Genomic DNA, 13,068 nt, shown 5'->3' with positions numbered 1-13,068 from the left:
ATACAGATGAACACATTAACACGTGCCGAAAACATTGCGAAATTGAAAGAACAAATAGCAGCTGGTAATATTCTAGTGGGAGTAGGAGCAGGTACAGGAATTACTGCGAAAAGTAGTGAGGCTGGTGGAGCGGATTTACTGATTATCTATAACTCTGGTCGCTACCGCATGGCAGGACGTGGCTCGCTAGCAGGATTACTTTCATACGGTGATGCCAATGCCATCGTTGTAGAGATGGGGCAAGAAATTTTACCGATCGTAAAAGACGTGCCAGTGTTAGCGGGAGTATGTGGGACAGATCCATTCCGAGTGATGGATATTTTCTTAAAGCAATTAAAAGAGCAAGGCTTTAGTGGGGTACAAAACTTTCCTACAGTAGGATTAATCGATGGTGTATTCCGTCAAAACCTTGAAGAAACAGGAATGGGCTACGGCTTAGAAGTGGACATGATTCGTAAAGCCCATGACATGGATATGCTGACTTGCCCATATGTATTCGATGCAGAACAAGCTAAGGCAATGGCCGAAGCAGGCGCGGATATATTAGTAGCACATATGGGACTTACAATGAAAGGAACAATTGGTGCCAAAACAGCCCTTTCCTTAGATGACTGTGTAGAAAAAATCAATGCCATTATTGCGGCTGGTCGTCAAGTGAACCCAGATATTCTGGTAATGTGCCATGGTGGTCCAATCTCAGAACCAGAAGATGCCCAATATGTCATAAGCAAAATTCCAGAGCTAGATGGCTTCTTTGGCGCTTCAAGTATCGAACGTTTCGCAGCAGAACGTAGTATTAAAGAACAATCAGCTGCATTTAAAGCGATTAAGAAATAAGTAAACGGCACTAGGTAAAATTTGAAGTGACCCCTAAAAGTTAGACACGGTTATTTCTTTAGGCAACTTGTTTAAAATGAGTTCGGTCTGTACGGACTCATTTTCAATTTTGCCATCAACAGTTTTTCTACGAGACATACTTTGGACAATTCTTCTTGATTCAAGTGCATGACGATATTGCTTCATTTGATAATGCTGGCCTTGATCCGAATGCATTAGTAATTGATGTTCCTCTTGCATTTTTTATAATACTTTCTGAGACAGGTGAATACGTTGGTCTATGGCCAATTGTGTATGTAATTATTTTTCCATTAAATAAGTCTAAACCAGGTGATAATATTACGGAAAATAACTTGACCAGTCTTCATGCAGAAACAACTCTCGAGTTGTATAAGCAGCACGATCAAAATAAAACTTAGAGGGAATATTTTGATCTGGTAAATTATAGTGCTTTTAAAATTTTCACTTTTAAACAAAAAAAGCACTTGTTGCCTTTAGTAGACATTCAAGTGCTTAAATTTAAATGTTTTAAGTAACTATACATATGCTTTGCTTTTTAACTACTGTATATGTACTTATTTGTGTAGAAGATAATTCATAACATTTTCTGTTACTAATTTAATAATTACTAACTTCTTAATATACAAATTTGAATGATTTTATAACACTCCCTTCCCCTAACATTCAGCCTTTGAATATTTCTGGAATCTTCTTTCTCCATACTAATAACAGTTCTATAAATTGCTCAGTTTCTATTGTATTTTCATAAGGCTCTTCAATCCGAAAATTATTTACAACAGTTGTAACATCTTTCTTGATAAATACACTCGTAGCATTTAGTTCAATTTCAAATTCTTTATATACCCCTCTTAATACTTTCTCAGTGTATTCTATATACTCATCCACTTGTTCTTCTGTTGCAATGTTTTCTATAAAGTCCGAAAAAAGACTTATTTCTTCTGGCAAAACTAACCCTAAATCGCCAAATGGATCTTTCTTAAATTCATATGAATATTTCATAAACTTTAATTTAAACCCCTTATAAATCATTTTTTATATAATGGATATGCCGTAGCTATTGAACCATCTTTATTCAAGTACATTTCTATTTTAATTCCTGATGAGGTTACACCTCTATACTTATTTGAACCTATCTGTTGTTTTGTTTCAAAAGCTTCATCAATTGCTTTTAAAACATCAACACGATTCCATTCCTTTGGAAAGAAACTTGAATCAGTTTTCCTATTGGTAACATGAAAGCAGCTGCTATGGCTTTATCCGAAAGTGATGCGTTCGGGTCAAAAAGAGTCTCGATGTCGCCAAATAAAAAATCATAAGCTAAATCCCCTAATTGCGCAAGAGCATCCGGTGTTCCTGAACCATTTCTTCCCAATACTTCCCACCGGTCGTCAAAAGTAAATAAATATTCAGCTTCGACACTTAGGAGTTAATCGATGTGGAGCAGTACTCTAGTAATCGTTCTAAAAGCAACTAAAAAATTTATAAAGCAGAGAGAAAGCAAAGGTAAAGTATTATGGGGTGATAGGTAGCCCTTTAAAAAAACCTTGAATGATAAATAGTCATTCAAGGTTCTACTAATACGGTATTCTAAATGTTATTACTTTCTTCTTTGTACGCTAAGGCAATTTCCACTACTTCCTTTGGAGATAAATCCTCATCTTTCAAAAAATTAAGTCACTAGGAGAAGTGGGGACATTTTCCTCTAAAATTTCTATATATTTACTTGCTTCTTCATCATAAAGCTTAGGATCAAATATTTTATTTATTAGTTCCTAATACCTTAAAAGTAAGTTATCCATAATTGTCTACTAACCTTTTTGAAGCATTCTACACTAAATAAACTGCTATTTTTTCAATCTCAAATTCCCTATTAATTCTTGAATATTCTTAGCAATATGCTCAAATGTACCTCTTTCAACATCTTCTAATTGTACTATTCCACTATTATTCTCAATAACCACTAACAAACCATTTCCCTCTATCCCAATAGGTATCTTCTTTAAATTATCCCCATGATTTCTTTATATCCTTTCAATGACTCTCGGAATGAACCTATCTCATTATTAGGCAGGACCGGCTCTAATGTAATATAGTGTTCCTGATAAAACCCATCTAAATCTGCAAACCAATATGAGTTAAAATAATCAACTATTGTTTTATGAAATTTTATATCAAATTCATCTTCTAAACTTGTAAAGTCTTGTGAAACAGTCATTTCTACAGGTTTCCATGGGATATATTCATCCTCATCAACTTCACCATCATAAATTATTAGGTTATCTTCACTACTAAGTGGTGTTTTAAATAAAAAATCTAAACCTTCATTAGCTATCTCTTTTCTCATTTGAAAGTATATCTTCATTGTTTCTTTTATTGACACATTTATCACCCTTTACTTATTCAAAAATTTTTCAAGTAATTCAGCATACTCACTATCATTTCCCCAAACCCCTGCAGATTTTTCTGCATTATGTATACCCTGATTCATGTCCATTTACATATCCTTGAACTGCTTGAATTCTTTGTTCAACTCTCAATTTAGCCATAAAAAAAACCCCTTAAAAATTAGATTGGCGTCTAACTTTTAAGGGGCAGTTTAAAAGGCAATCAGGTGCTTTCTTCCATACTGTAAAATTTATCCATTATTAATATCACATTTATTCATATATTTTTAATTTGTACTCTCTTTGTTTCTATTCAAGTATCTTTAAAAATTCAGAAAAGTTATCTGCCACATTATATGTAACAGGCTCAAACTCACCGGATTCTTCATGAGACCATATACAAACAGATGGATTATTTTTATCTGTTCTAAAATCTAAGCATACAAAGTCACCCGCAAATACACTAGCTATTGGCAATACCTCTGCCCCTAATAAGTCTTCATTAGCAGTCAACCTTTCACCTATTTGTGAAAATACAACATCTATGTCATAAATTCCTTTTGGATGATTCTCAATATCATCTAATATACACAAAAACCTTTCTATCGCATAACCACGGTTGTTACACTCAAATGTTGCTTCCTCAACCTCTACACCATTATTTTCTTTTATAAATTCTAAGAAAGACTCTGGTAATGAAAGTCTCCAAAACTTTTCGTGACTTTTTATTAATTCCTCCGAAGGCAATGGCCTTACTATAGTGTCCTGTTTTATTTTCATATTTCTTCTCCTTTCTTTACAAGCTATCTCGGTGCATCTGCCCACATTCCAGTAGATCTGCCACCATTATGAATAGTTATATTGTGTATTCCAAATGGTACTAGCTCCATTTTACCTGGTACTTCAGTATGGTGCCATGTCATACCTTCTGGTCTTCCTCCAATTACGTTATCTAGCCATTCAAATTGTGCCTCGTCAGACTTTAACCAGAGACTTTCTGGTAAATCTTTAGTTTCTACCACAAGTCCAACACTCTTGAAATCTGCAAAACCATACCTTATTCCATCTGCTTTAATAACATTTACATTGGGAATCAGGCCATCGGCAATTGCTTTTTCCTTAATCAATTTTCGCTGACGGGCAGTTAAATACTCTCCACCATGAAATGACTTATTCCATGACCAAGTTTTGTTTGTTTGAATTTTTTCACTGTATAGTCGAGCAAAATCATCAACAACATCATCAAAAGTTTTAGTACCATCAATAAACTCATCAATGTTTTTTAAGTTTACTTTACCTGTACCCTTATCTACCTGCTTCTTCTCAATATCCTTTATGTATTCCCCTAGTTGTTTTACTTCTAGATCAGAAATTGTTTTATCTTGAATCTCTTTCGTTTTATCTACAGATTTTGAGAGGTTTTTTATATCTTCTGCTTTATCTACAGTTTTTGCAATGTCTTTTGAATTATCTACCGCATCCATCGCAACTTTTGCAGCTTTTAGCGGTTTGCCTATTGGTAACATGAATGCCGCCGCTATGGCTTTATCCGAAAGTGATGCGTTCGGGTCAAATAGAGTCTCTATGTCGCCAAATAAAAAATCATAAGCTAAATCCCCTAATTGGGCAAGACCATCCGGTGTTCCTGAACCATTTCCTCCCAATACTTGCCTTTGCCCTTCATATGTAAACAAATATTCACCAGTATTTGGATCAACAGGTCTATCTGTATTAAATTGAGCGTATTCGTTTAATACTTGTATTTTACCATTTTCATCAATAGTTATGTTATTTTTCCCAATCACATTAGGTAACATAGGAACTTGCCTAGCAATTTTCTGTTCAGCATCTCCATACTTATCCATCGAATTTTGAAGGAAGGATACTAACTTCTTCATATTCTTTTCAATCATTTGTAATTCATTGGATATTTTGTACAATTGATCACCGATGCCATGTCGTGCTTTAATACGGTAATCGATATGAGATCGGATGGATGCAATTTTATCTGTTGTATTCGATACTTTAGTGGCAACTTGTGAAAAGCTAGGGGTCAAATCATTAACTCTATCAATATCGACTTTTATCTTTGACATGAATGTCCTCCACAAAATTAGTTATGGATAATTATATCAAATTTGGAAAAATTAAAACAGGTAACCAATTTTCCAATAAGATACTCCCGCAATCTCCATACATGAATTTTAATGAACGCTAAAATCCTTAATTATAAGGGTTTTGGCGTTTTTTTGTTATGTTTCACCTGTTTGCATTTTATTGTAGTTAACAAAGGAAAGGATTCATATACTGGAAAAATTTGTTATAAATTAATGTGAGGGGCTTTCGCGGAAATGAAGGTGATTCAGTGATGAAATTCAAGGAAATTGAAAAAGCATTAATTCAATTAATAAAAATTCTACTTTATTTTGCCATGGTATTAATAATGATTTATTTAATTTGTACTGTATATAATTGGATTATCAGTTGGTTCTTTTATGAATTTAAAATAAAGGATAAGTTTTTATACTTATTTGGAGATATGGATATAAAACATCAGATTGCTCTACCATTTTTTGTGGGCATTATCGGTAGTTTTTCGACCTCACTCATTATGTTATTAAAAGGGCAAACAGATGTAAAAATAACGTTGTTTAATGGTTCCTTAGAAATACTTAATTGGATTGTTGCGGTTATTACCGCTTGTTTATTAGGCGGTATAGCGGGTGTTGGAGCTGTCAATATTTTGAATAGTGATGGTTCCGTGACGGAGGTTTTAGTTATCGCGCTTGTCGCAGGGTTGAGTGGAATTACTTATTTAAAAGGCATTGCTTTAATGAGTGGTACGGAAGAAAATGAGATCTTTAAAGCAAGAGTGGATGAAGTCATTGATAATGGTCAAGTGCTATTAACGTATGGGGAAATACCCAATAATGAAATTTTAGATAGTTGGGAAGACTTTATTCAAACATGGGTCGAATATTATGTTGATCAATTTAAAAACGATAATCCCACACACACGAATGAGGAATTTCACGCATATCTTATAGAGCTAGAAGAATTAATTGATAGGATATGGAAGGGAGATGAGGTGGATGGATAATTTAAAGCCCTCTGATGTAAAGAGTATCAAAAATATTATTCGGAAAGCTCGTAAAGCAAAATCCTTGAGTGAAATCAATCATTACAATGAACAGCTAAAAAGAATTGACGCTAAAAATCGAAGAAAAGCAGTAACAAATAACATTCTAGCAAGATATAAAAATAGTGAATCATTATAATTTTATATGAAATAGAACCCTACATATCTGTAAAATGTGGGGGATTTTTATTTTTCTGTTATATAATGACCATTCGAGTAATTGGACATAAATTGATTTTGGTTAATTTGAGTAGAGTAGGATAACCAAAACGAAAAATAAAGGAATCATCCCCAAGATACCCAATATAAGTATCGAACGTTTCGCAGCAGAACGTAGTATTAAAGAACAATCAGCTGCATTTAAAGCGATTAAGAAATAAGTTAGTAGACACTAGGTAAAAATCTACCTAGTGTTTTTTTCTTTGAAACTACTAATTTGATGCCGGTTTGGGGTTATAAATATGGAAAAAAAGATTACAAGCTAAAGGTTAGTAAAAGAATTTGATTCCAGTTGGGATGGAGGAAGGTCGAAGTATGACCTCCTCCAATTGGAAAGAATCTAGAATATGGACAAAGGTATTCAATGTAGGAGAAAAAAGTACATGAATGAAAGAGATAATGGATTAGTAATTCGAGTATAAGAATATGGCAAAATAGGAGTTTTTTGTATTTTTAATTTAACACTATAAATCTTTAGATATCAGATTAAAATGAGAGTATAAGTTTGTTAGAGTGAGTATTTAGTTTTTCAGCTGATTCAACATATTTCAAGCGGGGTGTGAGATTTGAGTCCTACATCAATTATTATAATTTGTAGTTTAATAGTAATTTTGTTAATCATATGTTTAGTTACATTTATTTTGAAACTTTCAATTCGGAAAAAAATTTGGGAATCTTCGGGTATATTACTGATTCTGGTTATAGGTTACTTCGCATTATTACCTAAATTAGTTGAATTACAGACTAATGATGCTATTGAAAAGCTTAATACGTATCTCACCACAATATACCCCAATGATTCATGGCGTGTAACAGATACTGATGATGATAAATTAAATAAGACTGTGGAGCTTCATGTAAGATTTCAAACAGAGACTGATATCGTATACAGCTACAATATTACAGATGAAAAAATTGAACAAATTGATTTTTGGTCAATCGATGGTAAAAGTTCTAATGACTTAATTAACTCTGGAACTAAACCGCTACATTTAGAAAAGAAATTACTTTATCAAAGATTCTCCAAAATATAGTGATTGTTAAAAATACAGAAATTACACAATGTTATGAATTTAAATGCTAAACTATTATTTATACTAACCTCCATTAACTTAATAGAGTAGGTGTTTTGCATGACCAACAATCTAGATCACAACTCTTACCTCACACTACCAAAGGCGAAAAAATTGTTAGAGATTAATAAAATGTTAACCCAGTCTTTAAAACTTGAAGAAGTATTGAAAAATTTAATTACGGCTGCCAGTGAGCTCGTTCAAGTGACCGATACTTTTATGATTTATTTGTATGATGAGTTAACGGGAAAGCTGAGAATAGCTGAGGCGATTGGTGTTGAGATTGAACCGCTTAAAAGAATCGAGTTTGCACCTGGTGAGTCGATTACAGGAAAGGTATTTTTAGAAAAGAAGTCCAAATTATTTAAATCTGAACAAGAGATCGATTTTTATATGAGCAATATGTCGGAAGAAAATTATCAATTTTATTATGAAGGGGTTCGGAGGCAAAAAATTAAAAGTGCCTTTTGTGTTCCGATTCTTTATCAAGATTCCTGTCTTGGTGTTTTGATTGTGGATAACTTTAACCAGGATGGGATTTTTTCCGATGCCGATTTAGAAGTCATTCAAATTATTGCGGATCAAAGTGCCATCGCCCTTGAACATTCTCGGGTTTATCAAAATTTATTGCAAAAAAATGAGATGTTATCGAATACGATTTCCATTCATAAAAAGTTTTATCAATTCATTATTGATGGGGAAGGCATTGGACAGATCCTTTTGTTATTAGAAACTTTAATCGGTTCAAAAGTCGTCCATCGTGAGACGAATCTTTATCATGAGGACAGCAATTATTATCCGATTGTACGAAGTCATGAAATACTCGGCGTATTAGAGCTGGAGCGACCCTTCGAAACATTTCCTGAATTTGAACAATTAATTATTGAACATGCCTGTTCTGCCATCGCACTGGAATTAACGAAAAATAGTGCATTATTGGAACAAGAATTTCATTTTAGACAGGAAATTTTTAATCAACTATTACATGATCTCACCAACTCTGATTTAAAACGAATCTTAACCTATTTACAATGGAATGAAGTAAGGGATATCCAATGTATTATTATTGAAGGTTCAGCAAACACATTATGGGATCGCAATAAATTAACCGATAAACAATGGTTAGTCCTTTCCTTTGAAAATATGTTAAAAAGCATTTGTACGAATAGCTTTATCGTGACGAATGCATTTCAATTAATCGTCGTTCTACCTGATTTGAAAGATGATCAACTAAGTCAAATTATTAAAGAGATCGAGATGATTGTGGGCAAAGAAAAAAAAGTGCTCATTGGAATTGGGCGGAAAACGAGTATTCAACAAATAGCCATTTCTTATCATGAAGCGATCCAGTCCATTAATTACGCAAAGACGACGAAACAATCCTATATTGTGGAATATGCCAAACTCGGTATGGAGCGGTTGTTCCATGATTTAGAACCCCAAAGGATTGAAATTTTCATTCAAGATAAGATTGGCAAGTTATTAAAAACCGACTTCCTTCTAATCGACACGTTACTTTGTTTTATCAATCAAAATAAAAACCATAAAGAGACAGCTAAAGCGTTACATATTCATGGGAATACGTTATATTACCGGTTAAGAAAAATAGAAGACATCCTACAAATCGATTTGAATGATGAAAAAGAGTGGGTTGATCTCGTTATCGCTGTTCAACTATATGTGGTGAGTCACAAAAAGTAATGTTTATTTTTGTGATTTGCCACATTCATTTTTATAATTTTGAATATTAAAATTATTCAAAATACAGAGATGAGAGGTGCACTAGAATGACCGAAACGTATTTTAATTATATTAATGGTGAATGGGTTCAAGCAATATCAGGTGAAGTTTATCCAAGTATTAATCCTGCCAATGCAGATCATATACTTGGCTATTTTCAAAAATCCGATCAAAAAGATGTCGACATCGCAATCGACGTTGCAGAGAAAGCTTTTAAAACATGGTCAAAAATTGCAGTGCCTGAACGGGGAGAAGTGTTGTTCAAACTTATTCATTTATTGGAAGAACACAAGGAAGAGCTTGCTACGATTATTACAAAAGAAGTAGGGAAAACATACAAAAACTCCCTTGGTGAAGTACAAAAAACTATCGAAGCAATGAAACAATTTAGCGGGGAAGCAACCCGTTTAACAGGAGAAACAATTCCCTCCAACGACCCAGATATTTTTGGGTACACAGTTAGAGAACCTTTAGGGGTTGTCGGGGTAATTGCGCCTTATAATTTCCCCCTCGGTATCGGGATTTGGAAAATTGCACCGGCAATTGTTGCAGGAAATACCGTCGTGTTTAAGCCAGCAAGTAATACTTCTTTAATTAGTATAAAAATTATCGAGTTATTTGAAAAAGCGGGTGTCCCTAGAGGGGTTATCAATATGGTCACAGGGCCTGGTGGCGTCATTGGACGAGCTATTGGAAATCATCCAAAAATTAAAGCGGTGTCCTTTACTGGTTCAACAGAAGTAGGCTTGGCTCTAGGACGAGCTGTAACGAACCGGGGAGGAAAAATGCAAGCGGAGATGGGTGGAAAGAATGCATCGATCATACTGGAAGATGCCAATTTAGATGAAACGATTCAAAATGTCGTCATTAGTGGCTTTTTTGATAATGGACAACGTTGTACCGGTACAAGCAGATTAATCGTTCCAAGAAGTATTTCCAAAGAGGTCATTGCTCGATTAGTTGAGGCAGCAAACGCTCTAACCATTGGCGATGGCTTTGATGAAAATGCCGATAATGGACCAATTATCGACGAAAATCAATTGAACTTGTATTTAGAACATGTGAACGACGCCATTCAAGATGGAGCAGTCCTTGAATGTGGTGGAAAAAGACTAACGGATAATGGATTGGATAAAGGGTACTTTATAGCACCAACCGTGTTCAGTAATGTCAATCGAGAAATGCGAATTTTTAAGGAAGAGATTTTTGCGCCGGTTATTGCCGTCATTGAAGTCGATTCCTATGAAGAAGCATTGGAAGTAGCCAATGATAGTGAGTTTGGATTGTCTTCTACTATTTATACGAAAGATTTAGCAAAGGCCATGCACTTTGTTAAACATATCGAGACAGGTGTGACCCACGTGAATATTCCTTCCAACTATTTTGAAAATCAATATCCTTTCGGTGGGAAGAAAGCGTCGAGTTTAGGACCGCGGGAACAAGGCTCAACAGCGTTAGAATTTTGGACTGAATATAAAACGGTTTACATGAAGGCATAGGAGGGCTTTGGATGACAACGGTTGGAGTAATTGGCTGTGGTTTAATGGGAAGTGGCATGGCGAAAAATTTAATCAAACATCATTACAATGTCATGGTCTACGATATTAATGAAGAGGCAGTGAAAAAGCTAGTAAACGAAGGGGCAACCCCAGCTTCCGCACCTGAAGAATTAGCGGGTCAAGTTGATTTTGTCATTTTATCGTTAACATCGCCGAATCTAGTGAAAGAAATGGTTTTAAATGAGGATACTGGAATTCTATTTCGAATGAAACAAGGCACTTTCATTTTGGACATGAGTACCAATGACGTCAATATCACAAGACAGATCCATCAAAAAGCTCAAGAAAAAGGCGTTGAATTTTACGATTGCCCGTTAAGTGGTGGGCCAGATGGTGCGAATAATGGAACGCTCACTATTATGATTGGTGGGAGTGAAGAGCGACTAGATGAAATCCTCCCGGTTCTACAAGCGATAGGAAAACATATTGAATATTTAGGTGAAAGTGGTGCAGGGCAAATCGTCAAGCTATGCCACAACATGGTTGTCGCCGGTGTCATTTCATTATTAAGTGAAGCCTTTTTAACGAGTGAAAAGGCAGGCGTTCCAAAAGAAAAGCTTGCCTCCATCTTGCAAAAAGGTAGTGGACAAACCCGAGCGATGGATGTTTTCGGTGTAAATATCCTGGATCACACTTTTGACAATGTGAAATTTTCCTTGGCCAACATGACAAAAGATATTCATTTATATCGAAATCTAGCAGAAGACAACCAAATAGCTACTTTTGTCAGTGATAGTACCCACCAGCTATTTCATTTAGGAAAAAATAAAGGAAAAGGAAACTTAGATTCATCTGCTATTTACAAAGTGCTAACTGAAATTGTGTGAAAATTAAGAATCTATTTTATAAACTTAACATATGAAATAAATAAAAGGAGGTTAATAGAATGCAAACATTATTTGATCGTTTAGAAGAAGTTTATGAGGAGATAGTAGAAATACGGAGGCACTTACATGCGAATCCGGAACTTTCATTTAAAGAGGTAAATACGGCTAAATATATTGCTGAATTCCATGAAAAGTTAGGACATGAAACGAAAAGGGGCGTTGGCGGAAACGGGGTTGTTGCTACTTTAAAAGGTGATCAACCAGGACCGACAGTTGCCCTGCGTGCTGATTTTGATGCACTGCCGATTGTTGAACAAACGGATCTACCTTTCAAGTCCAAAAATGAAGGGGTCATGCATGCGTGTGGCCATGATGGTCATACGGCCACTTTACTAGGCTTGGCAAAAGTATTAAATAAAATGAAGGCAGAACTACAAGGAACGGTAGTCTTTATTCATCAACATGCAGAGGAATTACCTCCTGGCGGTGCCATTTCAATGATTGAAGATGGTTGTTTAGATGGTGTTGATGTTATTTTTGGTACCCATTTACAAGCTCAAATGCCATTAGGGGAGATTGGTTATCGCGCGGGTGCCCTTCAAGCAGCACCGGACATGTTTAATATTCGTATCCAAGGTCGCGGGGGACATGGTGCATACCCACATCAAACAATTGATAGTATTGCGGTAGGAAGCCAACTTATTAATAGTTTAAACCAAATTGTTAGTCGGAAAATTAATCCGTTAGATTCGGCGGTTATATCCGTTACATCCTTTGTAGCAGAAAATCCATACAACGTGATTGCTGATCAAGCAGAGATGCTAGGAACGGTTCGAACTTTTAAAGAGGAGACTCGCGCATTGATTGAACAAGAGATGGAAAGAGTCGTGAAAGGCGTATGTGAAAGTGCTAGTGCAAGTTATGAATTCACTTATACTCGTGGTTATCCAACACTTATTAATCATGAGGAAGAGACGGAATTCGTAGCCGAATTAGCGAAGAAAGTACCTAGTGTAACGGCAGTAAAAGAAATCGAGCCGGTAATGGGCGGTGAAGATTACGCGTACTATTTACAACATGTAAAAGGAACGTTCTTCTTTACAGGTGCACGCAATCCTGAGTGGGAAGTGTCTTACCCACACCATCATCCGAAATTTGATATTGATGAGAGAGCATTATTAATCGCAGCAAAAACGCTTGGATTAGCGACGCTAGAATATATGCAAGTACATGCTAAGGAAGTTCAGGTGAAGTAATCACGAATCAATT

Annotated in this window: 13 protein-coding genes and 2 pseudogenes; 8 read left to right on the top strand and 7 right to left on the bottom strand. The window is 35.2% G+C overall.

Annotation, left to right across the window (positions count from 1 at the left end):
• The first annotated feature begins 6 nt into the window (after positions 1-6).
• Complete coding sequence (locus ACH0B5_RS00440; RefSeq protein WP_406927240.1) at positions 7-837, top strand: phosphoenolpyruvate hydrolase family protein; 831 nt, start codon at positions 7-9, stop codon at positions 835-837.
• A 126-nt stretch (positions 838-963) separates the two neighbouring features.
• On the opposite strand, the pseudogene ACH0B5_RS00435 reads toward ACH0B5_RS00440, so the two are convergent.
• The 7 genes and pseudogenes from ACH0B5_RS00435 to ACH0B5_RS00405 all read right to left on the bottom strand — a co-directional run.
• A pseudogene (locus tag ACH0B5_RS00435) lies at positions 964-1,192 on the bottom strand (IS3 family transposase); the annotation flags it as partial.
• A gap of 329 nt (positions 1,193-1,521) precedes the next feature.
• Positions 1,522-1,857: a tRNA-Val4 gene (locus ACH0B5_RS00430; RefSeq protein ID WP_406927239.1), complete on the bottom strand. Its 336-nt coding sequence runs from the start codon at positions 1,855-1,857 to the stop codon at positions 1,522-1,524.
• Between the two features lie 26 nt (positions 1,858-1,883).
• Positions 1,884-2,021 carry an EndoU domain-containing protein gene (locus ACH0B5_RS00425; RefSeq protein ID WP_406927303.1) on the bottom strand — a complete coding sequence of 46 codons (138 nt, stop codon included), beginning with the start codon at positions 2,019-2,021 and terminating at the stop codon, positions 1,884-1,886.
• 5 nt (positions 2,022-2,026) lie between these two features.
• Positions 2,027-2,230: a hypothetical protein gene (locus ACH0B5_RS00420; protein WP_406927238.1), complete on the bottom strand. Its 204-nt coding sequence runs from the start codon at positions 2,228-2,230 to the stop codon at positions 2,027-2,029.
• Between the two features lie 472 nt (positions 2,231-2,702).
• Positions 2,703-3,220 (bottom strand): annotated as a pseudogene (locus ACH0B5_RS00415) (SecY-interacting protein Syd).
• A 331-nt stretch (positions 3,221-3,551) separates the two neighbouring features.
• The gene (locus ACH0B5_RS00410; RefSeq protein WP_122973591.1) at positions 3,552-4,022 is read right to left on the bottom strand and encodes an SMI1/KNR4 family protein; all 471 of its coding nucleotides are present in this window, start codon (positions 4,020-4,022) and stop codon (positions 3,552-3,554) included.
• A gap of 23 nt (positions 4,023-4,045) precedes the next feature.
• Entirely contained in the window at positions 4,046-5,299 is a 1,254-nt protein-coding gene (locus ACH0B5_RS00405; protein ID WP_406927237.1) for an HNH endonuclease signature motif containing protein, read from the bottom strand.
• A 311-nt stretch (positions 5,300-5,610) separates the two neighbouring features.
• Here ACH0B5_RS00405 and ACH0B5_RS00400 point away from each other — a divergent pair, with 311 nt between their 5' ends.
• The 7 genes from ACH0B5_RS00400 (at position 5,611) to ACH0B5_RS00370 (ending at position 13,055) form a co-directional block, all read left to right on the top strand.
• Complete coding sequence (locus tag ACH0B5_RS00400) at positions 5,611-6,342, top strand: hypothetical protein (protein WP_406927236.1); 732 nt, start codon at positions 5,611-5,613, stop codon at positions 6,340-6,342.
• Positions 6,335-6,520: a hypothetical protein gene (locus tag ACH0B5_RS00395; protein WP_122973593.1), complete on the top strand. Its 186-nt coding sequence runs from the start codon at positions 6,335-6,337 to the stop codon at positions 6,518-6,520. The genes ACH0B5_RS00400 and ACH0B5_RS00395 overlap by 8 nt, the downstream gene beginning before the upstream one ends.
• A 646-nt stretch (positions 6,521-7,166) precedes the next feature.
• The gene (locus ACH0B5_RS00390) at positions 7,167-7,634 is read left to right on the top strand and encodes a hypothetical protein (RefSeq protein ID WP_406927235.1); all 468 of its coding nucleotides are present in this window, start codon (positions 7,167-7,169) and stop codon (positions 7,632-7,634) included.
• Between the two features lie 99 nt (positions 7,635-7,733).
• Positions 7,734-9,374, top strand: coding sequence for a helix-turn-helix domain-containing protein (locus tag ACH0B5_RS00385; protein WP_406927234.1), 1,641 nt, complete (start codon positions 7,734-7,736; stop codon positions 9,372-9,374).
• A gap of 86 nt (positions 9,375-9,460) precedes the next feature.
• Positions 9,461-10,912, top strand: a complete 1,452-nt coding sequence (locus tag ACH0B5_RS00380) for an aldehyde dehydrogenase family protein (protein ID WP_406927233.1) — start codon at positions 9,461-9,463, stop codon at positions 10,910-10,912.
• An 11-nt stretch (positions 10,913-10,923) separates the two neighbouring features.
• Positions 10,924-11,799 carry an NAD(P)-dependent oxidoreductase gene (locus ACH0B5_RS00375; protein WP_406927232.1) on the top strand — a complete coding sequence of 292 codons (876 nt, stop codon included), beginning with the start codon at positions 10,924-10,926 and terminating at the stop codon, positions 11,797-11,799.
• A 59-nt stretch (positions 11,800-11,858) separates the two neighbouring features.
• Entirely contained in the window at positions 11,859-13,055 is a 1,197-nt protein-coding gene (locus ACH0B5_RS00370) for a M20 family metallopeptidase (protein WP_406927231.1), read from the top strand.
• Positions 13,056-13,068: the final 13 nt, after the last annotated feature.

It is taken from the genome of Ureibacillus sp. 179-F W5.1 NHS, from assembly GCF_045369345.1.
GTDB classification, from domain to species: Bacteria; Bacillota; Bacilli; order Bacillales_A; family Planococcaceae; genus Ureibacillus; species Ureibacillus halotolerans.
The sequence above is the reverse complement of the archived record's forward strand: the minus strand, read 5'-3'. Positions and strand labels throughout refer to the sequence as shown.

What these genes read in the sequence shown, in the direction of transcription:
- ACH0B5_RS00440 (WP_406927240.1), top strand. Translation starts at nt 7, where the DNA reads ATGAACACATTAACACGTGCCGAAAACATTGCGAAATTGAAAGAACAA.
- ACH0B5_RS00430 (WP_406927239.1), bottom strand. Translation starts at nt 1,857, where the DNA reads ATGAAATATTCATATGAATTTAAGAAAGATCCATTTGGCGATTTAGGG.
- ACH0B5_RS00410 (WP_122973591.1), bottom strand. Translation starts at nt 4,022, where the DNA reads ATGAAAATAAAACAGGACACTATAGTAAGGCCATTGCCTTCGGAGGAA.
- ACH0B5_RS00400 (WP_406927236.1), top strand. Translation starts at nt 5,611, where the DNA reads ATGAAATTCAAGGAAATTGAAAAAGCATTAATTCAATTAATAAAAATT.
- ACH0B5_RS00395 (WP_122973593.1), top strand. Translation starts at nt 6,335, where the DNA reads ATGGATAATTTAAAGCCCTCTGATGTAAAGAGTATCAAAAATATTATT.
- ACH0B5_RS00385 (WP_406927234.1), top strand. Translation starts at nt 7,734, where the DNA reads ATGACCAACAATCTAGATCACAACTCTTACCTCACACTACCAAAGGCG.
- ACH0B5_RS00380 (WP_406927233.1), top strand. Translation starts at nt 9,461, where the DNA reads ATGACCGAAACGTATTTTAATTATATTAATGGTGAATGGGTTCAAGCA.
- ACH0B5_RS00375 (WP_406927232.1), top strand. Translation starts at nt 10,924, where the DNA reads ATGACAACGGTTGGAGTAATTGGCTGTGGTTTAATGGGAAGTGGCATG.
- ACH0B5_RS00370 (WP_406927231.1), top strand. Translation starts at nt 11,859, where the DNA reads ATGCAAACATTATTTGATCGTTTAGAAGAAGTTTATGAGGAGATAGTA.